The organism is Flavobacterium aurantiibacter (genome assembly GCF_002251775.1).
GTDB lineage: Bacteria > Bacteroidota > Bacteroidia > Flavobacteriales > Flavobacteriaceae > Flavobacterium > Flavobacterium aurantiibacter.
Genome location: NZ_NOXX01000159.1, coordinates 1 through 23797, shown reverse-complemented (window position 1 = coordinate 23797; position 23797 = coordinate 1). Strand labels below are relative to the sequence as shown.

Annotated in this window: 23 protein-coding genes and 1 tRNA gene; 20 read left to right on the top strand and 4 right to left on the bottom strand. The window is 41.8% G+C overall.

The genetic code is table 11. The annotated features are described in order from the left end of the window. Positions 1–284: 284 nt before the first annotated feature. The 18 genes from udk (at position 285) to CHX27_RS04080 (ending at position 18172) form a co-directional block, all read left to right on the top strand. Positions 285–893, top strand: coding sequence for a uridine kinase (gene udk / locus CHX27_RS04170; RefSeq protein WP_094485509.1), 609 nt, complete (start codon positions 285–287; stop codon positions 891–893). A 56-nt stretch (positions 894–949) separates the two neighbouring features. Next, the gene (locus CHX27_RS04165; RefSeq protein WP_094485507.1) at positions 950–1288 is read left to right on the top strand and encodes an FtsB family cell division protein; all 339 of its coding nucleotides are present in this window, start codon (positions 950–952) and stop codon (positions 1286–1288) included. A gap of 11 nt (positions 1289–1299) precedes the next feature. Continuing rightward, on the top strand, positions 1300–2640 hold the full coding sequence (locus CHX27_RS04160) for a methylmalonyl-CoA mutase family protein (RefSeq protein WP_243388958.1): 1341 nt from the start codon (positions 1300–1302) through the stop codon (positions 2638–2640). Then, entirely contained in the window at positions 2637–3089 is a 453-nt protein-coding gene (locus CHX27_RS04155) for a hypothetical protein (RefSeq protein ID WP_094485505.1), read from the top strand. Before CHX27_RS04160 ends, CHX27_RS04155 begins: the two co-directional genes overlap by 4 nt. 26 nt (positions 3090–3115) lie before the next feature. Continuing rightward, positions 3116–5209 (top strand): methylmalonyl-CoA mutase, encoded by a 2094-nt coding sequence (scpA, locus tag CHX27_RS04150; RefSeq protein ID WP_243388959.1) that lies wholly within the window; start codon positions 3116–3118, stop codon positions 5207–5209. Positions 5210–5248: 39 nt separating this feature from the next. After that, positions 5249–5322: transfer RNA gene (locus CHX27_RS04145), tRNA-Pro, on the top strand. Between the two features lie 1255 nt (positions 5323–6577). Continuing rightward, positions 6578–6943, top strand: a complete 366-nt coding sequence (locus tag CHX27_RS04140) for an S-adenosylmethionine decarboxylase family protein (protein ID WP_094485504.1) — start codon at positions 6578–6580, stop codon at positions 6941–6943. Next, complete coding sequence (locus CHX27_RS04135) at positions 6940–8142, top strand: hypothetical protein (protein ID WP_094485503.1); 1203 nt, start codon at positions 6940–6942, stop codon at positions 8140–8142. Before CHX27_RS04140 ends, CHX27_RS04135 begins: the two co-directional genes overlap by 4 nt. A 5-nt stretch (positions 8143–8147) precedes the next feature. Continuing rightward, positions 8148–8333: a hypothetical protein gene (locus CHX27_RS04130; protein WP_094485502.1), complete on the top strand. Its 186-nt coding sequence runs from the start codon at positions 8148–8150 to the stop codon at positions 8331–8333. Between the two features lie 8 nt (positions 8334–8341). Beyond that, positions 8342–8557: a DUF350 domain-containing protein gene (locus CHX27_RS04125; protein ID WP_094485501.1), complete on the top strand. Its 216-nt coding sequence runs from the start codon at positions 8342–8344 to the stop codon at positions 8555–8557. Further along, a complete protein-coding gene (locus CHX27_RS04120) occupies positions 8550–10064 on the top strand; it encodes a polyamine aminopropyltransferase (RefSeq protein WP_094485500.1) in 1515 nt (504 codons plus the stop codon). The genes CHX27_RS04125 and CHX27_RS04120 overlap by 8 nt, the downstream gene beginning before the upstream one ends. After that, positions 10039–11658, top strand: a complete 1620-nt coding sequence (locus CHX27_RS04115; RefSeq protein ID WP_094485499.1) for a flavin monoamine oxidase family protein — start codon at positions 10039–10041, stop codon at positions 11656–11658. The genes CHX27_RS04120 and CHX27_RS04115 overlap by 26 nt, the downstream gene beginning before the upstream one ends. Beyond that, positions 11636–12634: a hypothetical protein gene (locus CHX27_RS04110; RefSeq protein ID WP_094485498.1), complete on the top strand. Its 999-nt coding sequence runs from the start codon at positions 11636–11638 to the stop codon at positions 12632–12634. The genes CHX27_RS04115 and CHX27_RS04110 overlap by 23 nt, the downstream gene beginning before the upstream one ends. A gap of 571 nt (positions 12635–13205) precedes the next feature. Then, complete coding sequence (locus tag CHX27_RS04100) at positions 13206–14129, top strand: ABC transporter ATP-binding protein (protein WP_094485496.1); 924 nt, start codon at positions 13206–13208, stop codon at positions 14127–14129. A 1-nt stretch (position 14130) separates the two neighbouring features. Continuing rightward, complete coding sequence (locus CHX27_RS04095) at positions 14131–15432, top strand: ABC transporter permease (protein WP_094485495.1); 1302 nt, start codon at positions 14131–14133, stop codon at positions 15430–15432. A 3-nt stretch (positions 15433–15435) separates the two neighbouring features. Further along, positions 15436–16599 carry a sigma-54-dependent transcriptional regulator gene (locus CHX27_RS04090; RefSeq protein WP_094485494.1) on the top strand — a complete coding sequence of 388 codons (1164 nt, stop codon included), beginning with the start codon at positions 15436–15438 and terminating at the stop codon, positions 16597–16599. Then, a complete protein-coding gene (locus tag CHX27_RS04085) occupies positions 16596–17210 on the top strand; it encodes a DEAD/DEAH box helicase (RefSeq protein ID WP_094485493.1) in 615 nt (204 codons plus the stop codon). Before CHX27_RS04090 ends, CHX27_RS04085 begins: the two co-directional genes overlap by 4 nt. Next, positions 17210–18172, top strand: a complete 963-nt coding sequence (locus CHX27_RS04080) for an ion channel (protein WP_094485492.1) — start codon at positions 17210–17212, stop codon at positions 18170–18172. The genes CHX27_RS04085 and CHX27_RS04080 overlap by 1 nt, the downstream gene beginning before the upstream one ends. 184 nt (positions 18173–18356) lie before the next feature. Here the strand turns inward: CHX27_RS04080 and CHX27_RS04075 are convergent, their stop codons facing one another. After that, positions 18357–18893, bottom strand: a complete 537-nt coding sequence (locus CHX27_RS04075) for a YceI family protein (RefSeq protein ID WP_094485491.1) — start codon at positions 18891–18893, stop codon at positions 18357–18359. A gap of 12 nt (positions 18894–18905) precedes the next feature. Beyond that, positions 18906–19271 carry a hypothetical protein gene (locus CHX27_RS04070; protein ID WP_094485490.1) on the bottom strand — a complete coding sequence of 122 codons (366 nt, stop codon included), beginning with the start codon at positions 19269–19271 and terminating at the stop codon, positions 18906–18908. A gap of 45 nt (positions 19272–19316) precedes the next feature. On the opposite strand from CHX27_RS04070, the gene CHX27_RS04065 reads away from it, so the two are divergent. Continuing rightward, positions 19317–19709 carry a hypothetical protein gene (locus CHX27_RS04065; protein ID WP_094485489.1) on the top strand — a complete coding sequence of 131 codons (393 nt, stop codon included), beginning with the start codon at positions 19317–19319 and terminating at the stop codon, positions 19707–19709. A gap of 1 nt (position 19710) precedes the next feature. After that, the gene (locus CHX27_RS04060; RefSeq protein ID WP_094485488.1) at positions 19711–20553 is read left to right on the top strand and encodes a DUF5777 family beta-barrel protein; all 843 of its coding nucleotides are present in this window, start codon (positions 19711–19713) and stop codon (positions 20551–20553) included. Positions 20554–20620: 67 nt separating this feature from the next. Here the strand turns inward: CHX27_RS04060 and CHX27_RS04055 are convergent, their stop codons facing one another. Both CHX27_RS04055 and CHX27_RS04050 read right to left on the bottom strand, forming a co-directional pair. After that, a complete protein-coding gene (locus tag CHX27_RS04055) occupies positions 20621–22639 on the bottom strand; it encodes an FG-GAP-like repeat-containing protein (RefSeq protein WP_094485487.1) in 2019 nt (672 codons plus the stop codon). A 5-nt stretch (positions 22640–22644) separates the two neighbouring features. Further along, positions 22645–23739: a hypothetical protein gene (locus CHX27_RS04050; RefSeq protein WP_094485486.1), complete on the bottom strand. Its 1095-nt coding sequence runs from the start codon at positions 23737–23739 to the stop codon at positions 22645–22647. Between the last annotated feature and the right edge of the window lie 58 nt (positions 23740–23797).

The window sequence follows — 23797 nt, the reverse complement described above, 5'->3', positions numbered from 1 at the left end:
CTGCTCCCAAAGCAGGCGCGATAACCGGGCTACGCTACACCCCGAAGCGGGTGCAAAGATATACTTTTTTCATCCACATGCAACCTATTTTTTTCTGCGATGTAGTGCCAAATACTTTTTTCTAGACCCACCATTAAACCAGCGCGCTTCATTGCTGCCACTTGTCGTTACTTTTCTCGCAACTGTGCAAAAGATTTCGCAACACAACAGTTTTTTTAGCGCGCTACTTCAAATTTCGTCGCCGTATTACCTACCTTTGCTTTCCGGAAACCAACCTTCAACCTATGCTCATTATTGGAATTGCCGGAGGAACAGGCAGCGGAAAAACAACCGTAGTTCATCAAATTATGAACGAACTACCTCAAGCCGAAGTCGGAATTATTTCTCAAGACTCGTACTACCGCGAAAACAACCACCTTTCTTTTGAAGAACGCGCACTCATTAATTTCGATCACCCACGGGCAATCGATTTTGAATTGCTCGTAAAACATCTGAAAGAACTCAAATCCGGACAAACCATTCACCAACCCGTTTACTCGTTCGTTACCCACAACCGTACCGGCGATACTGTGATTACGCATCCGCGGAAAGTAATGATCGTTGAAGGAATCTTAATCCTCGCCAATCCCGAACTTCGCGAACTGTTCGACATCAAAATTTACGTGCACGCCGACTCCGACGAACGCCTCATACGCAGACTCAAACGCGATATCGCCGAACGCGGACGCGACATGGAAGAAGTACTTAACAGGTACCAAAACACACTCAAACCTATGCACGAACAATTTATCGAACCCACAAAAGCATTCGCCGATATCATTATTCCAAACGATAAATACAATACGGTTGCAATCGATGTAGTTCGTGCCGTAATTAACCAACGTATCAAGTAAGTTTGCTATTTTTATAGCGCTATTTTCTCTTCCGCGAAAGCGAAAGCAATCATAACATGAAAGCCAAACTTAAAAATCTGGTCGAAAAATATCCTATTCTCAAAATTTTTGGGAGCAGATACGTGCTGATTTTTATCGCCTTTACCGTTTGGATGCTTTTTTTCGACACCTATTCTTTTCTCGAACACCAAACCATAAACCGAGAATTGAATGAACTTGAAGAAAACAAACGCTTTTATCAAGAAGAAATTAAACGCGATCAGAGTAGAATTAAAGTGCTGCAAGACGACGATTTTGTCGAAAAATATGCGCGCGAAAAATACTACATGAAAAAAGATAGCGAAGATATTTATATTATTGAATACGAAGGCGATACAATCGATTCATCATTCTAAATCACGTCAAATTGAGCGATAATAAATTACAGTTCAGTGCATTTGAAAGCGTTTCGGCGGCAAAATGGAAACAACAAATTCAGTTTGAACTGAAAGGTGCCGACTACAACGAAACGGTGGTGCGCCACGCTTCCGACGGCATTAAAGTTAAACCCTTTTACAATGCCGAAGATCGCGCAACGCACTTGCCCGCAGTACCTAAAACTGCCGCTTTTAAAATTACGGAAACGCTGTATGTCAAGAATGTCGATAAAACCATTCAACGCGCTACTAAGCTTGTAGCCAAAGGTTGCGAAGCAATTATTCTTGATCTTCCCGAGCATATAAACGATTTTCAGACGACCTTTTCTGCACTTTTGGCGTTGCAGATTCCCATTTTTGTACGTCCGCAGTTTTACGACGAGATTTTTTTTGCAGCAGTGTCTAAAATCGAAGGCGTTACATTGCTCATTGATCCGATTCACGAATTAGCCGCTACTGGCAATTGGTTTTCGGGTTCCGATAATCAATTCGGGTTTTTAAATCAAACACCAACCATTTACATAAACGCCGGTGTGTATCACAATGCGGGCGCAACGCCGGTGCAAACCATTGCTTTTGCCTTGGCTCATGCGGTCGAATACTTCAATCAGCAATCGAAACCAAAAGACGTGGTGTTTCAACTCGAATTAGGAAGCGACTATTTTTTTGAAATCGCCGCCATTCGTGCCTTACGTTTGCTGTATCAAACCGTGGCAAACTCCTTCGGAATTACTGCAAAATGTAGCATAATAGCCATTCCTGGGAAAAGGAACAAAACCATTTACGACTATAACGTAAACATGCTTCGTACCACGACCGAGTGCATGTCGGCTATTTTAGGTGGCGCCGATTTTATTCAAAACCGACCTTACGATGCCTTGTATCATAAAGAAAATGAATTTGGTAACCGAATTGCCCGAAATCAGTTGCTGATTCTCAAGCACGAAGCGCATCTCGACAAAGTGCAAAATCCGTGCGACGGCAGCTATTTTATCGAATCGCTTACGGCACAAATGGCGCGTTTGGCACTCGAGAAATTAAAGCAAATTGAAGCCGACGGTGGATTTCTCGCTTCTCTGAAGAAAGAGCGTATTCAAGCACAAATTAAATTACAAGCCGACGCCGAGCAGCAAGCGGTAGATGCAGGAAAGCACGTACTTATTGGAACGAATAAATTTAAGAATTCGGCAGATGCAATGAATGATCAGCTTGAATTATACCCATTTTTAAAAGTGCAGGCGCGCAAAACCATAATTGCACCCTTAATTCAAAAACGCCTCGCAGAAAACATCGAACAAGAACGCCTCAAATCTGAAAAATCAACCTTATGAAAAAATTAATTTACCTCTTTTTGTTATTGACTTGTACCGTATTCGGACAGCAAAAACAGTTTCAAATGATTCACAAAGAAACAGGTAAAGTGGAGAGCTATACCGATGGAACTCGTGTGAAAATGCGAACCGTTTCAGGACAAAAATACGTTGGCGTTTTGAGCTTCACCGAAGACGATAAAATCAAAATCGACGATAATATTTTCGCGCTCGATCAAATTGGCGCAATAAAAATGCAGCCCAAAAAATTCGAAACGCTCAAAAAAGTACTTCTAATTAGTGGCTTAGTTATCGTAGGAACAGGTATTATTTTGGCTACTGCCGGAAGCGAAGCCGCCTTTTTAGTGATTGCAGGAGGTACGGGAGTAACCATTGGCGCCGGAATTCTGGAAGGTGTTAACCGAAACCACATTAGCCGACGTTACGACTTTAAGATTAGTACACAGTGAAAAGAAAAGATATAAGTGACCTCGCTCTGCCCGAAGATGCATTTTTTGCAATTCCGGAAGGAAAAGCGACCTATGAAACGGCAGAGAAAATTCCGATTAAGGATTTTTATAGTGCAACCGATTTAGAATCGGTGTCGCATTTGGATTTTGGCGCTGGATTTCCACCGTTTTTACGCGGACCCTATGCTACCATGTACGTTCGCAGACCGTGGACGATTCGACAGTATGCGGGTTTTTCGACCGCTGCAGAAAGTAACGCTTTTTACAAACGAAATTTAGCGGCCGGTCAAAAAGGCTTATCCATTGCATTTGATTTACCAACGCATCGCGGCTACGATTCGGATCACGAGCGCGTGGTTGGCGATGTTGGAAAAGCAGGCGTTGCAATTGACAGTGTAGAAGATATGAAATTGCTGTTCGATGGTATTCCACTTGATGAGATGTCGGTTTCGATGACTATGAACGGCGCGGTTTTGCCGATTATGGCGTTTTATATCGTCGCAGCAGCGGAGCAAGGTGTGAGTCCGGAGAAATTAGCGGGAACGATTCAAAACGATATTTTGAAGGAGTTTATGGTACGGAATACGTACATCTATCCGCCAGCACCTTCGATGCGAATTATTGCCGATATTTTTAGATACACGAGTAAAAACATGCCAAAGTTCAATTCTATTTCCATTTCGGGCTATCACATGCACGAAGCCGGCGCTACAGCCGAAATAGAATTGGCTTATACTTTAGCCGATGGTTTGGAATACATCCGAACCGGATTGGCAGCGGGCTTAGCGATTGATGATTTTGCACCGCGACTTTCGTTTTTCTGGGCCATTGGCATGAACCACTTTATGGAAATAGCTAAAATGCGTGCCGCGCGATTGCTGTGGGCGAATTTGCTAAAACCTTTTGAACCAAAAGACGAAAAATCCTTGGCATTACGTACGCATTGTCAAACCTCGGGCTGGAGCTTAACAGAGCAAGATCCGTTTAACAATGTGGCACGAACTACTGTTGAAGCGGCAGCTGCTGCTTTCGGCGGAACACAATCGCTACACACCAATGCTTTGGATGAAGCTATTGCGTTACCCACCGATTTTTCGGCACGTATTGCCCGAAACACGCAGTTGTTCCTGCAAGAAGAAACTAACATCACGCAAACCGTTGATCCGTGGGGTGGAAGCTATTATGTGGAGCAGCTGACTGCTGAGTTGGTGGAAAAAGCTTCGGCCTTGATTGAAGAAGTTGAATCGCTTGGCGGAATGACAAAGGCGATAGAAGCAGGAATTCCAAAGATGCGTATTGAAGAAGCTGCGGCAAGAAAGCAAGCACGCATAGATTCTGGGAAAGATATCATAGTAGGCGTTAACAAATATCGTTTGCCGAAAGAAGACGAATTGTCGATTTTAGATGTCGACAATCAGAAAGTACGTGCAGAACAGATCGAGAAATTGGTTCGGATAAAGTCGACACGAGATCAAGCATTGGTCGATGCTGCGTTAGCAAAACTGAGCGCGGCAACACAAACCAACGATAATTTATTGGATTTAGCGATTGAAGCTGCTCGAGTTCGTGCAACTTTGGGCGAAATTAGTTCGGCTTTGGAGACAGCTTTTGGAAGATATAAAGCCGATATCAAAACATTTAGTGGTGTGTATAGTAAAGAAATAGCGCAAGATCCGGAGTTTTTAAAAGCTCGTGAATTAGCTGATCGTTTTGCAGCGAAAGAAGGCCGACGTCCGCGTATTATGATTGCAAAGATGGGTCAAGACGGACACGATCGCGGTGCCAAAGTAGTAGCAACGGGTTATGCCGATGTAGGTTTTGACGTGGATATTGGTCCGCTTTTTCAAACACCGGCGGAGGCTGCACGGCAAGCGGTTGAAAACGATGTCCATATTTTAGGTGTTTCGTCGTTAGCAGCCGGACATAAAACCTTGGTTCCGCAGGTGATTGCCGAGTTGGAGAAGTTAGGTCGCCCCGACATTATGGTTATCGTTGGCGGTGTGATTCCGAAGAAGGATTATCCGTTTTTATTTGACTCGGGTGCTGTTGCTGTTTTTGGACCTGGAACTCGTATTAGTTTAGCAGCTATAAAAATGCTAGAAATTTTAATTGACGAGTAGAAAACTGCTAGCAATTTGAATATATTTGCAGCCCAAATTCGGGATGTGGCGCAGCCTGGTAGCGTACTAGCATGGGGTGCTAGGGGTCGCAAGTTCGAATCTTGTCATCCCGACAAAAAAAGACCGGCGTGAGCCGGTTTTTTTTGCTGAAGTGGCGTCGCCCGAAGGAGCGTAAGTCGGTTCAGCAATAAAAACCGCGCCTTTTGCAAAAAAGGCGGTCTTTTTTGGGCTCGTTTCCCCTAGAAGATCAGCGAAGCTAATCTTGTCGCAAAATCCATTTAAAAAAGGCGGTTTTTTTGGGGCTCGTCTCCCCCTAAAAGACCAGCGAAGCTAATCTTTTCGTAAAATCCATTCAAAAAAGTCGGTTTTTTTGGGCTCGTCACCCCCTAAAAGATCAGCGAAGCTAATCTTGTCGTAAAATCCATTTAAAAAAGGCGGTCTTTTTTGGGCTCGTCTCCCCTAGAAGATCAGCGAAGCTAATCTTGTCGCAAAATTCATTCAAAAAAGGCGGTCTTTTTTGGGCTCGTCTTCCCCTAAAAGATCAGCGAAGCTAATTTTGTCTTAAAATCCATTCAAAAAAGGCGGTCTTATTGGGCTCGTTTGCCTTGTAAAAATCAATATATGTTTTTTGCGAAGTCAGGTGATATTTAAAGTATTTTTTCCTGAAAAATAAAATTTAATTTTCGTGTTAAATGTCTGAAAATTAATTTCTAATCTTTGGTAATATTGCAATATTACGTATATAAAATTGTAAATTTACGTAAAGTTAAACAGTGCCGATATCTTGTTGATTTTTTCAATACAAATCCCAGTGTCTTGTAGCGCACACCTTTTTGTCCATCACACGATTTTTTGGCAATGATTTTCTCTGCGTTAGGTGGTGGAGCGAAAAGCGCGCAACGTTGAAGCTCGTGGCAAAATGCAACAGCCGCGGCGACCTAAGAAACGGAGTTCGATTAAAAATCATTGTCATATCGCTGTAGACTTTAAATAGTGAGAGTTCGATAAAAGCTGTCTGTAGGTAAACTAATGTTTGACAGAGCGCAATTAAAAGTCAGTCGGACAGACATCTAATCATTTAAACAGTCGCTTGCTTCGTTGTATTTTTTTGCGATATTTCAATATCCCAAAGAAAATACGCCTTGCAATCAACAGTTTAAATGATTTCTGACTTCGATTTTTAATCGAACCCCGTTTCAGAAGCCGTGGATTTTGCTTTTTTTGCCCGTGCTGCAACGGCGTACTTGTAGCGGAAACACCGCCCGCCGCACCATGAATAAATAATTTAGCGCGGCGGGAACGCCCAAATAATCATTGATTTTAATCTAGTTTTTATTACTTTTATAACCGTTAACGACCTATGCTTTCATGACCGATTTCTCGACCTATTCGCCCGGATTACACGCCTTATGCCGCTTTGAGCAAATTGCCGCAGAAAAACTGACTCAACTTGATGCTTTTCACGGATTTACTCAAGATTTATGTGCGGATTTAGGCTTGGAAATAGTAGGAGCTAGTTCGTTTGTGTTTGAAAATCAGAGTTATACAGCCTCGTATTGTTTGAAAGAATCACATATTTGTGTTCATACTTGGCCTGAATTTCAGTTACTTACACTCGATGTTTATTTATGTAACTTCCTGCAAGACAACAGCGATAAAGTACGTGCCGTTGTTGAAAAGTACCGAACTTTTTTTGCCGCCCATGAAGTTTCAATTTCTGAAGTATACCGATGAAAACTACCATTACTTGTCCAAGCTGTAGTCACGAGCAAACGATCGATGTTCCTTTTAAAGTCAACTTTTTTGGCTGTGTATCGTGTTTGCGGTATTTCGATAATACGGCTGCAAAAGCGGTAGTTAAAGAAACTTTTAAGCCGTTTTACTTTGAGCGATCGTTAAGTGCGGGAGCTGTTGGGAAGTTCGATGACAAATCATTTGTCGTAACGGGTTTAGTTATAAAAAGCTTACAGAGTCTTGAGTCGTGGTGCGAATACCTGTTGCATGCAGAAGATGGGAAGGCGCTGTACATCAGTGAATCGCAAGGGCATTTCATTAAAATGGAGGCATTAGATTCCGGTGTGGATATGACGTCTTTTGAAAAAAATCAAACTTTTGAAGAAATTACGTACACGCGAATGGCGGTTGCTAATCCTAGAGTGCGTTTGGCAGTTGGATTTTTTGAAGAAGATGTGCTTCACCCCGCGAAAACAACCGAGTTTATTGCACCGCCGCTGATTATAAGTCGCGAGGTGTACCACGGAGCACACACTACATGGTACAAAGGAGCGCATTTGCCGAGACCTACAGTGAAGAAGGCATTCGAACTTTCAAAGCTTGCGGGTCGGTACGGAACCGGTTTGGTACAACCTTTTTACTTTGAACCTTTTCGAGTAGCGCAAATTTTGTTAGCCATGTGTTTGCTGGTTATCGGCATTACGATGTTGCGCAACTATGATCGCGAAACCAAAATAGTTTACGACGCTTTTGTTCCGCTGAACGGAGCTTCGGCAAGCGACCTTGTATCTAATTCATTTGAAGTGACGGGAAGTCGCGCGCCACTTACCGTACATTTAGCTTCGGAGGTTGATAATTCGTGGGCTTCGACAACCATTGGTTTGGTGAATGAAGAAAACAACGAAGAAATTTATGCGACACGCGATTTGGAATTCTATCAAGGTTATGAAGCGGGCGAGCATTGGACGGAAGGCTCGAAAGCCGACGAGTTTAATTTTTGTGGTGTGCCAGCTGGCAAATACCACTTTATTATAAACGTTTCAAAATCAGAGATCGACACAACTACTACAGGCGTTCATATTCGAGCTGAATCGGGTATGCCGGTGTACCACAATATGTGGATTGTACTTGTGGTTTGTGTGGTGCTGATTATTGCTGCCTATATTGCCAAAGACAAATTTGAAGAAAATCGCTATTAAGTAGTATGGAAGAAGTGAAAACATTTTTTAGAGAAAACGCGCTGATTATAGCGCTGGCAGGCCTCATTTTTGGGGTTTATGCCTATTCTGAATTTCAAGGAAACGAATTTTGCGACTGCGTGAAAACAGAAACATACCGTCCGCAAAGCACAGGAAATATTTATAACTCATCAAGAATTTACCACAAATAACCAGCATTATGAGCGAATTAAACATCAATTTGATTATCAATTCCATCGTTTTTTCGATTATTGGAATCGTAATCATGATTTTAGGCTACTTTTTTATCGAAAAAATTACGCCCGAAAATACTTGGAAACAGATTGTACACGAAAAAAATATCGCCGTAGCGATCGTGTTAGGAGCCTTCATCATTGCTATTGCTATGATTGTTAGCGCCGCTATTCATGGATAAACGCAAACGATTCGAGCTACTTCTGCTAGGAGCCGTATTTACGATAGCTACCTGCGGACTCATTTACGAACTGGTGGCTGGTGCCTTAGCGAGTTACCTGCTCGGCGATTCCGTGAAGCAATTCTCGTTCATCATTGGCGTGTATTTGTTTGCCATGGGAATTGGTTCCTATCTGGCTAAATTTCTAACCGGTAATTTGCTGCGCATTTTTATCGATATCGAAATTTTAATCGGATTGGTGGGCGGTTTAAGCTCGGTCGTTTTATTTCTGTTGTTTGAGCAGGTCGATTTCTTTCAGTTTGTTCTCTATCTTTTCGTGTTCGTAACCGGTTGTTTAGTTGGTTTGGAGATTCCGCTGTTAATGAACATCTTGAAAGATCGTATGGCTTTCAAAGACTTGGTTTCAAACGTTTTTACCTTCGATTACATCGGTGCGCTATTGGCTTCCATTCTTTTCCCACTTTTTTTGGTTCCCAAACTCGGAATCATGGGAACATCGTTGTTTTTCGGACTGATAAACATCTCTATTGCTTGGTTGTTGTGCCGATTACTACGTCACGAATTACCCAAACGGTATTGGCTGGAAGGAAAAGCCATAGCCTCGTTTTTAATCTTACTTACTTGCTTCATTTTTACCGATTATATTCAAGCATTTACCGAAAATAAACTCTACGGCGAAAATATAATCATCAGTAAAAATACACGCTACCAACGCATGGTACTGACGCACAAAAACGACGATTACCGTTTGTACCTGAATAACAACCTACAATTTAGTTCGGCCGACGAGTATCGGTATCACGAATCCTTAGTTCACCCTGCATTATCCTTGGCTAAAGACGTATCCGATGTACTTATTTTAGGCGGCGGCGACGGTATGGCTGTGCGCGAAATTCTTAAATATCCGCAAGTTAAAAGCATCACGTTAATCGATCTCGACCAACAGTTAACGACCGCTTTTCAGCAAAACGATGTACTTAAAAAGCTAAACCATAATTCGCTAAATCATCCAAAAGTTCGTGTTTTCAACGCCGATGCTTATCAGTGGATTAAAACCAACACGAAAAAATACGGTGTTGTAATTATCGATTTCCCCGATCCATCCAATTACAGCATCGGAAAACTCTATGCGCTTAATTTTTACGACGAACTTCAAAAACGCTTGCTTCCCAATGCATTGGTAGCGGTTCAATCGACCTCGCCTTACTTTGCACCGAAGTCGTTTTGGTGTATTCATCAAACAATAAAAGCAATTCTACCACACGCACAAGCCTATCAAACCTATGTGCCATCGTTTGGAGCTTGGGGATTCACCTTAGCGTCGGCACAGCCGTTTCAAAATTTTGCGGTGCGGCGTAAGGTGGAAAAACTCCGTTTCTACAACTATAAATTTACCGATCTAACATCGTTTTCACGCGATATGTTGGCTCCCGAGGTCGAAGTAAACAAATTGAATAACCAAATTCTAGTGCGCTATTTTGATGAAGAATGGGGAAATGTTCAATAGCCGTCGTCAGTTTCTAAAGCTCAGTGCAGCAGCTCTTGCTTTTTCGGCACTTGCAGGCGCATGTTCCAGCAAAGCAAAACAACTAATTTTGCAATTGTCTGGTGCCAAACACGTGCTCGGACACCGTTTATGGGCCAAGAACTTTCCAAAACCTTCGCAAGATCTTAAAACAGAAATACTTATTGTAGGCGGCGGAATCACCGGTCTGAGTGCCGCTCGTGCTTTAACTAAAATTGGAAAAACCGATTTTCTCCTTTCTGAACTCGAAAATCAAGTCGGCGGAAACTCACGTAACGGCGAAAACAAACACAGTAAGTTCCCAGTCGGAGCACATTATCTGCCACTTCCCAATAAAGACGATAAGCCACTAATTGCCTTTTTGCAAGAAGCCGGTATTGTTCGCGACATTCAAGCCGATGGAACGCTCATCTTCGACGAAACGCAACTTGTTTTTGATCCCGAAGAACGCCTCTTCATCAAAAATAATTGGCAAGAAGGCATCATTCCGAAATACGGAATCTCGCCTCATGATCAGCGGCAAATCGACCGATTTTTACAAGAAATGGAGTCGTTTCGACGGCAGAAAAACGACGATACGTATAGCTTCGCCATTCCTATCACTAAAGTAAAATGGACACCCGAACTGCGTGCCATCGACCAGCAAACCATGAAACAATGGTGCCTCGCCAATGAATTTAATTCAGATCCTTTACTCGAATATATTGATTATTGCTGTCGAGACGATTTTGGTTTGGGAATCGATTTTGTCTCGGCTTACGCCGGAATTCATTACTTCGCAGCACGCAAATTCGATCAAGGAAATGAACACGCCGATACCGTGTTAACTTGGCCCGAAGGAAATGCACGCCTTAAAAATCATTTATCGAAATACGCTTCAAATAAAACCTTGACTTCGCAACTGGTGTACGACATTAAAACTACCGAAACAGGAGTTGAAGCGCTGGTTTTCGACGAAAAAACCAACCAAAGTAAACGTATCTTAGCCCAAAAAGTACTGGTTTGTACGCCGCAGTACGTTAACAAATATTTGTTTGAAAAACATCGAGACCTAAGTGCACATTTTAACTACGCTCCTTGGTTGGTTGCCGCGATTACCCTACGCGATTTTAGCGATAACTTCAATAACGCACTTTCTTGGGATAACGTAATTCACGGTGGAGTAGGGCTGGGATACATCAATAACCGCCATCAAGAGTTGCAACAACAAACAGGCAAAGATGTAATTTCATACTACCGCGCATTCTCGCAAGCCGATCTTGGAAAAGCCCGTAAATTACTGTACCAAAAGTCAGCCAACTATTGGAAATCCGAAATCATAAACGATTTAAAAATTGCACATCCGAATATCGAGTCATTTATCGAAGAAATTGAAATCTTTCGCTGGGGGCACGGCATGATTAGTCCAACGCCCGGTTTCTTGTCCGGCAATGCGCTGCGCGAAGCTGCAAAACCAATCGACAATAAAATTTTCTTCGCACACAGCGATTTGTCCGGAATTTCGATCTTCGAAGAAGCATTTCATCAAGGTATTCATGTAGTCGAAAACATCTATGGCACAAGCGTGGATTCATAAACCGAAAACCGATTTACTCTTCATCATCGGTCCAACGTGGCTTTCGCTGCTGCTGGTGCTGTTGTTTCACCGGCAATTTACCGAGCTGCAAGAGCAATACAATATGCTGTTTTGGCTCGTATTAATTGTGTTTATCGATGTCGCTCACGTGTATGCAACCTTGTTTAAAACCTACTTCAATCGCACGTATCGTCGAGAAAATCGCAAGCTATTACTCGGCCTTCCCCTGTTTTGTTTTGTACTCGGACTCACGCTAATGGCGTTCGGGCAACTCGTTTTTTGGTCGTTTTTAGCCTATGTCGCCGTTTTTCATTTTGTGCGTCAGCAGTACGGATTCTTTAAAATCTACGCTCGCTTCGAAGCAAAACCCATGCCCATTATCGACACGCTAACCATTTATGCGGCAACTATTTACCCGATGTTGTACTGGTTTTTGAGTCCGGCGCGAAACTTCAATTGGTTTCTCGAAGACGAGTTTTTTACGTCAAACCAGCCGCTGTTACGAAGTATTTTAGGCTATGCATATGTAGCAATTTTGCTGCTCTACCACACAAAAGTGGTCCGCAATTTTATTCAAACCAAATCGTTTAACTGGCCCAAAAATTTACTGCTGTGGAGCACCGCTTTGTCGTGGTATTTCGGTATAGTACACTTCAATAACGACTTAATATTCACCTTATTAAACGTCGTTTCACACGGCATTCCGTACATGGCGCTGGTGTATGTACGCACGCAAAGCAGCACCCAAGCACGGCAAACGCGATACACTAAATATGTAGCCATCTTTATAGCTGTTTTATTGTGTTTCGGTCTTGCCGAAGAACTTCTCTGGGAAGGTTTAGTCTGGCAAGAACACTTCACATTCCCAATTCAAATACACGATTCCTGGCAGTTTCTCTGGGTTCCACTCCTCAGTGTACCTCAATTTACTCATTATTTACTCGACGGTTTCATCTGGAAATCAGCACCCAAATAATTTCGAATTAGTTTTTGGGCAGTCCGGCGGACGTTCAGTGGAAATACACTCCAGCCGCCGTCGGGTTTTTCGCTACAAGTTTTTCGCCGCTCGGCTGCCTGCGTACGGGCTGCAAGGGCTTCTTTCAGTCGCCGTTTCGCTCCAACGCAGCCAAGCCAAGCAGCCAAAAAGCTTTTCGCTGCAACCCCTACTGCAAAAATGTGCACCACAATACGTTCGCAAAAAAATTGCGCTGCTTCAAAATCGTTTTACACGAATATTTCCGCAAATCAATTCAAAAACAAAAGTCGTAAATCATCCAATTAGTCAAAAATAAGGCGCGCTATTCTGGGAATACCGGCGTCTCGCAAGAACATAAATCGAGTTCAACAACAGTCTAATCGATTAGCGTTCAGAACTTCCCACCTTAAAGGCTCATTTATCAACTATAAAGTCTGTTCTGCGCAATCAGAACTGGTTTATTAGCGTATTTGAGTTCGCAACTTTTCGTCTTTTTTCCCACGTTCAAATTCGAAAAATGCGACCCACTGTTGTAATGCTTTTCTTAACTTTACACAAATATCAGCCAAGCATGGAGCACATTTTAGAAGTTTCAGATGTTGTAAAAAAATACGGCGATTACACGGCCTTAAACCACGTATCGCTTTCGGTTCCTAAAGGTTCCATTTACGGATTATTAGGACCCAACGGCGCCGGAAAAACTTCCTTAATCCGAATCATCAACCAAATAACAATGCCCGATAGCGGCCGCGTAATTCTCGACGGCGAACCGCTGCAACCCAAACACATTCAAAGTATTGGCTACTTGCCTGAAGAACGCGGTTTGTATAAAACCATGAAAGTAGGCGAACAATGTTTGTACCTAGCGCAGCTTAAAGGGATGTCTAAAAAAGACGCTAAAGCGCAACTCGACTTCTGGTTCGAAAAACTCGAAATTACCTCTTGGTGGAACAAGAAAATCCAGGAGTTAAGCAAAGGAATGGCGCAGAAAATTCAGTTTGTTGTTTGCGTACTCCACAAACCTAAATTGCTCATTTTCGACGAACCGTTTTCTGGTTTCGATCCGGTAAATGCCAACTTGATCAAAGACGAAATTCTCGAACTAAAACGGCAAGGTTCCACCATTATCTTCTCGACACACCGCATGGAAAGCGTCGAAGAATTGTGCGACTACATTGCATTAATTCACAAGTCAAACAAACTCATTGAAGGCAAACTCGACGACGTAAAGCGTCAGTACCGAACGGCAACGTACCGCATTGGCGTGCTTACGCAAAATACCGAACAACTGTTGTATCAATTAACCCAAAAATACACGGTGGCACAAACGCATTTCAAATCGCTCAATCAAGAACTGCAATTAGAAGTGGCCATTGGCAACGATACGCCTAACAACTTACTGTCACTACTGCTCAACAACGGTATGGTAACGCATTTCGAAGAGAAAATACCTTCCGTGAACGACATATTCATTCAAACCGTAACTCAAAACTAATATGAGCCTTTTAAAGCTGATCATCAAGCGCGAGTTTATCGCGAAAGTGCGAAATAAGTCGTTTATCGTAATGACATTTTTGAGTCCGCTGATTTTTGTTGTAATCGCGGCAGTAGTTGGCTATTTGGCAAGCATGAAAGCCGATTTACGCCGCATTGCCGTTCACGATCCGGCAAACGTTATTTTCAATACACTTAAAAACACCGAAGAATACCGCTATGTAAATACTTCGGGTTTATCGGTTGGCGTGCTTCGCGACAGCGTTAAAACCGAAAAATTCGACGGACTTTTAGTTGTTCCCGCAACGACCAAAACCAACGAAATTGCGCAAAAAACACAGTACTATTCCAACGAAAGTGCACCACTCGAATTAATTCTCGACTTAGAAGACCAGTTGAGCGAGAAACTAACTGCACAAAATTATCAGGCCGCCGGAATTGATACATTGGCCATTAACAAAGCGCAAGCCGACGTTTCCATTCAACTAAAAAAATCCTCGGGCGAAGATACCATCAAAGGCGCTTCCTTAATCCGAATCGTTATTGGCGGCGGCTTTGGTTATCTCATCATGATGTTTATCATAATCTACGGAAATTTGGTAATGCGTAGCGTTATTGAAGAAAAAACGAACCGAATTATCGAAATTATCATTTCCTCAGTAAAGCCATTTCAACTGATGTTGGGTAAAATAATAGGTACTTCGCTCGCTGGTTTACTGCAATTCGGAATTTGGATTGTACTCGGAATTACTTTATTAACCGTTGCCTCAGCAGTTTTCGGTATCGAAACGGGCGGAACGGCGGGAATCGCTGCCAATGCCGCGGCAGAACAAGTTGATCCATCTAGAATTCAACAACTACTCGCTGCAGTTTGGGATCTGCCCATTGCAACTATTTTAATTTCGTTTGTGCTGTATTTTATCGGCGGTTACTTCCTTTACAGTTCGTTTTATGCAGCAATTGGTGCAGCCGTCGACAACGAAACCGATTCGCAACAATTCTTACTTCCTATCATTATGCCACTAGTGCTGGGTGTGTATATTGGCTTTTTTACCGTAATAAACGACCCGCACGGAACTGTTGCCACAGTATTTAGTATTGTGCCCTTAACTTCGCCTATTGTAATGCTTATGCGCATTCCGTTTGGTGTGCCCATTTGGCAAGTGATTTTAAGTATTGTTCTGCTTTTTGCAACTTTTGTGCTGGTAGTTTGGTTTGCAGCAAAAATTTATCGCGTCGGAATTTTAATGTACGGCAAGAAACCAACATGGAAAGAAATTATTAAATGGACGAAATACGACTAATACGTGAGTAAAATTTTAATTATTGAAGATGAAGCGGCCATTCGCCGTGTATTGATAAAAATTCTTTCAGAAGAAAGTGAAAGTTATGCTGTCGAAGAAGCCGAAGACGGCGTTAGCGGACTCGAGAAAATCAAAAATTCGGATTACGATTTAGTTCTATGCGACATTAAAATGCCGAAAATGGATGGTGTCGAACTGCTAGAAGCTGTAAAAAAAATAAAGCCGGAAATTCCTATGGTGATGATTTCGGGTCATGGCGATATGGATACGGCCATCCAAACGATGAAACTCGGCGCCTTTGATTACATCTCAAAACCACCCGATTTAAACCGCTTGCTGAACACCGTACGCAATGCGCTCGACAAAAAACAGCTCGTCGTTGAAAATAAGATTCTGAAAAAGAAAGTAAGTAAGAGCTACGAAATGATCGGCGAAAGCGAGCCTATCAATCACATTAAACTCATGATTGAGAAGGTAGCGAAAACGGAAGCTCGGGTTTTGATAACCGGACCAAACGGTACAGGTAAGGAATTGGTTGCACATCAGCTACACGAACAAAGTGACCGAGCTGCTGCTCCTATGATCGAAGTAAATTGTGCTGCTATACCTTCGGAACTTATTGAAAGCGAATTGTTCGGACACGTTAAAGGCGCTTTTACCTCGGCCGTTAAAGATCGTGCGGGAAAATTTGAAGCTGCCCACGGTGGTACGATTTTCTTAGACGAAATTGGCGATATGAGTCTTTCCGCGCAAGCGAAAGTACTACGCGCACTTCAAGAAAATGTGGTGACACGTGTAGGTGCCGATAAAGACATTAAAGTAAACGTTCGCGTAATAGCGGCTACAAACAAAGATTTAAAAACGGAAATTGCCGAAGGACGTTTTCGTGAAGATTTATACCACAGATTGGCGGTGATTTTAATTAAAGTTCCGTCGCTTAACGAACGAAGAGGTGACATTCCGTTGCTGATTAATCATTTCGCTGCCAAAATCGCCGAAGAACAAGGAACCGCTGTTAAGAAATTCTCGGAATCGGCAATTACCTTATTGCAAGAGTACGATTGGACAGGAAACATCCGAGAACTGCGCAACGTGGTTGAACGCTTGATTATTTTGAGCGGCCAAGAAATCTCGGAAAACGATGTAAAATTATTTGCCAGTAAATGAATTTAAAGAAAATTAAGCCCGAAGTAGCACAATGGCTAAACGATTTGGGCGCCATAACAGCAACCGAATTGCAGGAAGAAACATGGTCGCTGATTAAATCGGGCGTTACTACTGCCGTTCTCGCTCCAAAAGGTTCGGGAAAAACTACGGCCTTAGCTATGCATGTGGCTCAAAAACTCGATGGCGCTCACGAACAATCGCCTCGAGCATTAGTCTTGTTACCTGATAATCCGGCGGTGGATGCTTTTGTACTCAACACAACTTCTTTGTTTAGTTCGCTCGACTTAAAATTATATCCCGTTTACGATAAGAGAGATATCGATGTCGAGAAAAACGAAATCAGTGAAGGAATCGACATATTGGTAGCGCCAATAAGTAAAGCGGCATTAATTTTTGCTGGAGCGGGTTTTAACGCCAATCGTTTGAAAATAATTGCAGTCGATCAGCTGGAAGATATGGTTGCCACAAGAAACGAAACCAAATTGCTGCGAATTTTAGACAGCATTTTCGTCGGACAACGATTAATTTTCGCTGAAAAGTACAACGAGAAAATCGAGATGGTTATTGATCGTGTTTGCGAAGAAGGTGAAATTTTTGATTACTTAGATTAATGGAATTTTTCAAACAAAATAAGAAAGCAAAGGCCGAGCTAAACTCCGGATTTGGCACCAGCGCTACCAGTTACGGCGGCAGATTTGTGAATAAAGACGGCTCTGCAAATATTCGTAAACGCGGACTTTCTTTTTTTGATCGGATCAGCTGGTATCACACCATGCTCGACATGCCTACGTGGAAATTCTTGTCGATTTTATTTGGATTCTATTTCGCAATCAATCTAGTTTTTGCCAGCTTGTACTATCTTATAGGGATTGAGTATTTAAACGGCATCGACAACAATGGTTCTGAGTGGCTAAAATTCGGTAAAGCTTACTTTTTCTCGGCTCAAACCTTTACCACTGTGGGTTACGGTCATATTTCACCAAACGGATTTGCGACAAGTACTTTGGCCGCTGCCGAAGCCCTAGTGGGTTTGCTGAGTTTTTCCATTGCAACAGGTTTATTTTTCGGACGTTTTAGCAGACCGCGTGCGTATATTAAATTTTCCGATTGTGCCGTAATTGCTCCATATCGCGGTGGTACGGCACTGATGTTGCGTTTGGTTCCATTCAAAAACACCAATTTAACCGATGCCTATGTCAAAATTACCTTAGGTATGGTCGTTGAAGAAGACGGGAAAAAAGTCAATAAATTCTATCAGCTTCCGCTTGAGATGCAGCACGTAAATTTATTGACATTATCGTGGACAGTGGTTCATCCGATTACGGAGGAAAGTCCGCTTTATCAATTCACGGCAGCAGATTTCGCTAAAATTGAAGGCGAAATTTTAGTGTTCATTAAAGCCTTCGACGAAATGTTTTGTACCACCGTGGCAGCAAATTCCAGCTATCTGTTTACAGAAATTAAGTACGGTGCGAAGTTTAACATGATGTATTTCGATGCGCCGGATGATACGATAACTATACTGGAACTCGACAAACTAAACGACGTAACCGAAGTAGAGTTGCCAAGTTAACATCACTGAATTCTATAAAGAACGAGCTTCGCATGTGTAAGAATGCGTATCATATCCCTATACCAATTAGTTTAAAAAGATAGTATCTTATTAAATCACACGATTATTGCGCTAGATGCTAATCAGTAATCGGAATGATATTTTAGCTCTGGTGTATTTTCAGAAAAATAGAGCTTGTATTTTATTACTTCAGTAAAAACGTTCCTGTTACGTCGATTTTATTGCTCACTTTAGATTTTACGACACTCGGAATTTTAATCGCATAATCGCTGGCATTTACGTTGAATGAGGTTTGAACTTCGATACCACCGTCGTTCTTTCTGATTTTAGCTGCTGCGGTAACGTCGTTGGTTTTTCCGTGCATTTCAAGTTTGCCTTTTATTTGATATTCTGTCCACGAAGTAGTGAGTTTATCGGCATTAAATCCCGTGATTTTTCCTTTAAAAGTAGCTTTTGGATAGGTATCGCTTTCCACATAATTTTCATTGAAATGCTCTTCCATCAATGCAATTTTAAAACGGAATGCTTTCATGAGCGCCAATGTTGCAATTTCCCCATTTTCTTTATTTAAGACACAGGTAACATTTTCGTTTTTAGCTTTTACTTCTTCAAAACCCGGAACGCTGGCTTCAAAGGCAAGCTTACCCGTTTTGGTAGTTAATTTTTGTGCAAACGACAGCGTAGCACTGAGGATGGCGAATAAAAAAAGTATTTTTCTCATGGTTTTTGGATTTTAATTTTGAAAGCCGTCTTGCTGCCAACGAACAAATAGTTCTATCGTTGCATCGGGAAAACGCGGACCACCTTGCGGCATAAGTAAATCGTCGCCGTTAGGAAGTGCAATACGCCCGAGTAAATCTTGATTTAAAATGGCATTTCTTACTTGATCGGCAGTTACTAAGGGCATCGGAGCACCTAAAGTAGGAACAGCGCCGTGGCAATTCGTACAAGAATTAGAAACAATCGGTGCAATGTCGCGCGAATACACTACAGCTTCATCTGCGGGAACTTCCGCTATTAAGTCGTTTGTGCTGTCGTTTGTACAAGAAGTTAGTGCAACTGCAAAACTTAATACAATTAGATATCGTAAATACATCATATTACTCAACTTTTTATCTATTTTTAAATCTACAAAACAATTTCTATGAATCGCAAAAAAATTATCATCATCTGTTCAGTTGCCATACTGCTTGGCATTTTGGGCTATCAGTACGTTTACAAAGGGCATCGGGATATTTCTTCTGAGGATGCTGTTGCAACGCTTTCGGTTGCGCAACTCAACGACCAATATACTCAATCTGCCGAGAAAACAACTCAAAAATTCTTGGATCAAACTATTGTTATATACGGGAAAGCAACGTCTTCAGATTTAAAATCGAAGAACTTATTGATAGACAATGGCGTAGATGTTACCTTAACCTTGGCCGAAACCATACCTGCAGCGGGAACTGAAGTTCGTGTAAAAGGACGCTATGTTGGTTTCGACGATTTGCTCGAGCAACACAAAATTGTAGATGCAACATTAATTACTGAATAAGATGAAAAAGAATATTTTACTAGTTTGTTTATTGGCGATTTTTTCGGGACAAGCGCAAGATGATTTGCTGAATGAAATCGACACGGTGAAAACGGAGCCTGTTGTTGAATCGGCTTTTAAAGCCTTGAAAATTGTAAATCTTGAATCAACGAAATTGGCAGCAAAAGGCGATTTCTATTTTATTGTAGCGCACCGTTTTGCTTCTATAGAAACAGGTTTCGAAGATTTTTTTGGACTTGATAATGCCGTTACCCAGCTTAAGTTTTTATACGGAGCAACCGATTGGCTTACCATTGCAGCCGCAAGAAGCGAACAGGCTTACGATTTTTCAGCAAAATATAGCTTGGCTCGTCAGAAAGTTGGCGGTTTCCCCGTAGCTATTGTCGGATTTAATAGTTTGGGAATAAACAATGAATTGGATAAGGCTATCTATCCGAAATTAGAGTTTAATAATCGTCTGATTTATGTTTCGCAATTGTTGGTTTCAAGGAAGTTTTCAAAACGCCTATCTCTTGAATTGGCACCAACGTTCTTTCATGAGAATTTTGTAGATATCGATTCGCAAGACAATAGCCAGTTTGCTGTTGGAATGGGTGGTAGATATAAGATAAGTAACCGCGTATCCATAAATGTTGATTACGCCGCTCATTTAAATCGTTCAACAGATTCTCCGTATCGCAACCCGCTTTCCGTGGGAGTTGATGTAGAAACAGGTGGGCACGTATTTCAGATGCATTTCTCGAACAGTCAAGGAATTCACGAAGCAGGTTTCTTAGGCAGAACAACGGGTGATTGGAGCACTGCCAATATCTTCTTTGGATTTAACTTAGTTCGTGTTTTTTAAAAGATTTACTTCATAAAAAAAGGCGTCGCAAGCAATGTGACGCCTTTTTTTTGCTATAGTTTCTAGCTTATTGCTTAATGAACTTAGCTGTTTTGCTTTTACCGTCGGTTGTTTTGATAACGGCAACATATGTCCCAGAAGTAAGGTTAGAAACATTCACTGTGTTGTTTTTCACCAATCCTTTCAATAATTTCTTACCAGTAAGGTCGAAGATTTCAAAAGACTCGAGTTCAAAACCATCTGCTTTGATATTAAGCGATTCGCGAACTGGGTTTGGATAAATACTTACAAAATCTTGTGAAATGCCCCCAGTTGAAAGGGTTTGTCCTTCAGTCAACACGATTGATTTGTTAATTTCAGGATTCCAAATTTCTTCAATGATTCCACTTGGCCATTTTACAACTACTTTGGTAATAGATTCGTTTGTACCCAAACCAAAATGGGTGTTTAACGAACTCATGTAGCGAAAACCATCACCACTTCTTACATCGCGAATTTGCATGCCAGACGCGGTGTGCATTTCTATACGTGCACCAATACCATTTTTATTACTTTGAACGCCATTTAGACAAATCTTAGACCAATTATTGTCGTTACCATTAGATAAGTAGATTTGGTTGTTATTCTGTATATCTAAGAAACCATCGTTATTAAGGTCGCCCACAGGTCCATTAGTTGGTACTATCGTGCTTGGTGTAAAAGTCCAATCCCCATTATTTTTCATGATGGTATTGCTACCCATGAAAATATCAACCCATCCATCGTTGTCATAATCGTGCGCATTATTCTCGATGTTAGTTGCTGTAAAGGTATCAAGTCCAGATCCAACTGTAATGTCGGTAAAAGTACCGTCGCCATTGTTTTTTCTCAGTTTGTGTCCTCCATCTGCAAATGAGCTAGCACCTATCATTGCGTCCATATCCCCGTCATTATCGAAATCCGCCCATGCAGCCGACCAAGATTGCGATGGTTCATTCATTCCAGCGGCAACGCTTACATCTGTCCAGGTGTTATTTCCATCGTTTCGGTGCAATTCATCAACTTTCGCATTAGAAGAGCCACCACGACATTTCGCTATGAATAAATCTTGGTCGCCATCGTTATCGTAATCAACAAAAATAGAACCGTAGTTTCCTCCTGTTGGAAAATCTCCAATTCCTCCTTGACTGAACGTGTAGTTGCCTGCACCGTCATTTAAATAGCGAACGTTAGGAGCAACATCATGACATACAAAGGCATCTAGGTGACCATCGTTGTTTAAATCTATAAAATTACTTCGTTGAGAAAATACATCTTCGTCTGTTTGCATTAGCGTAAATGCTGTTCCCGCAGCGTTTTGTTTCATAAAGGCAACTCCCGAACCATTTCCGTAAAGCAAATCATTTTTGCCGTCTTTGTTAATATCGCCAGCTGCAACGCTCCAAGTAGGCATAAAGATTGTAGATGGTGTTGACATTTGAATTGTCGTAAATCCACCTCCGTTCGGAATTTGGCGTAAAACTGTTACCTGATTTGGTGCAATCGAAACAATGTCATCCAGAAAATCACCATTCATGTCAACTACACAATTTTGGTAACCACTTGGAACAGAAATCGACTGTTGTGTGAACGTCAGAATCGGGGGTGGTGGTGGAACAAATTCGTCTTCTTCAAGCGAAAAGGTAAATCCATTAGTGCTCCAATTGTTGTCAAAAGCAATATAGTAGGTTGTACCCGCAACAGCTTGGAAGATTGCAACAGACAGGTAGCTCGGATTTCCTAAAATTCCGTCGTCGTCATCGCCAGTTACACAGGTAAGCGATCCGCAATCTCCAGAATACACTGAAAAGCGCGTGTCGCCGTTAAGATTTACTTGTAAGTCGGTAGATATCTTTACCAAATAGGTTTGAGTAGGCGAATACACGTACCAGTTTGCTGCACTGGCACTCTGATCTTGGGTATTACAAAATTGTGTAGGAGGAGTTCCAGTGATCGTAGGAACAACTGTTAAACCGGCTGTAACTGGAACGGCATTCGCACAATTTGATTGTGCTACTGCTGCCTGTAAAGACAGAACGGATAGTGTTAAAAGTAGTTTGTTTTTCATGGTGATTAGTTACAGTTAGGTAATGAGTTAATCCATTCTTGAATCATTTGAACAGCTTCATCGTGCACTATTGTTCTTCCAAGCAGAGGCATCCTGATACTTTCTTCTGCAGTGTTTAGTCTTGAAAACAGGGCAGAACGGGCAGTCCTTCCTGGCGAAATAATAGCACTAGTTCCGTCGTTAAGCGGATCTTGGGGCGTCATGCAAACACCAAGATTAGTATTTGAAGTAGATTCACTGAAAGCAAATCGCATGGGGCGGTAACTACAGTGACTTCCTTCCTGATGGCAATGAGCACAATTAATGTCGATGTAGGAACGAACACGTGTTTCCAAAGGTTTTGAAGTATCTTTCCAATCGACTACCGTGTTAATTTCTGCAGGATAATTGCTGTCCAAATACCCCATTTCAACCCATTTAGCTAATTGATTTTTGGTTCCGTCTGCGTAAGCATACGAACTGTTGAGGTTTTGAGGTTTCGGACCTATTGGAATCGCGGAATCTTGAATCTTATGACAAGTCAAACAAGCCGAGTTGCTTGGAAACCTGTAATTCACATTTTTTAAATTTCCGTATTCGTTTACGAATGTAACATCTTTTGTTCCACCTTCTGTGGTTAAAGTAGCTTCGGTTTGTTCGTCGTTCCAAATATATTCTGCGAAAATCCAACCGCCTTCTTTCTTAATCAATAAGCGGGTTTCCATAATACGAGTTGTATTACTTGGCTGCACATTGTCGTAATAAAAGGTCTTTATAATTACAGCGCCAGTTGGAAATTCCAATACTTTTCCATCACCATTGTAGGTTGCCTTTACGCCTTTAGGCATCCAAATAAATCTTTTCTTGTGTGCGTAGTCTGTAAAAAGCTGACTTATAGGCTCGTAAGGCAAAACTCCTAGTGCGGGTATTTGAAGTTTCATGTCTCCTTCAAAAAACTTGTAATCCGATAGCTTTGCATAAGGAACAGTAGATAAATCAACATTTACCGGGCTTTCAGGATCAACCGGAACGTATTCGTCTTTGTCTTCACCAGAACACGATGCAATAAAAATCGCAAGTCCAATTATGCAGATTATCAACCACGGGTAGTACTTTCTCATAGTTTTAGCAAAATGTTCTAAGTACACGACAAAAATTGTATTAAATTAATTTCCAGCT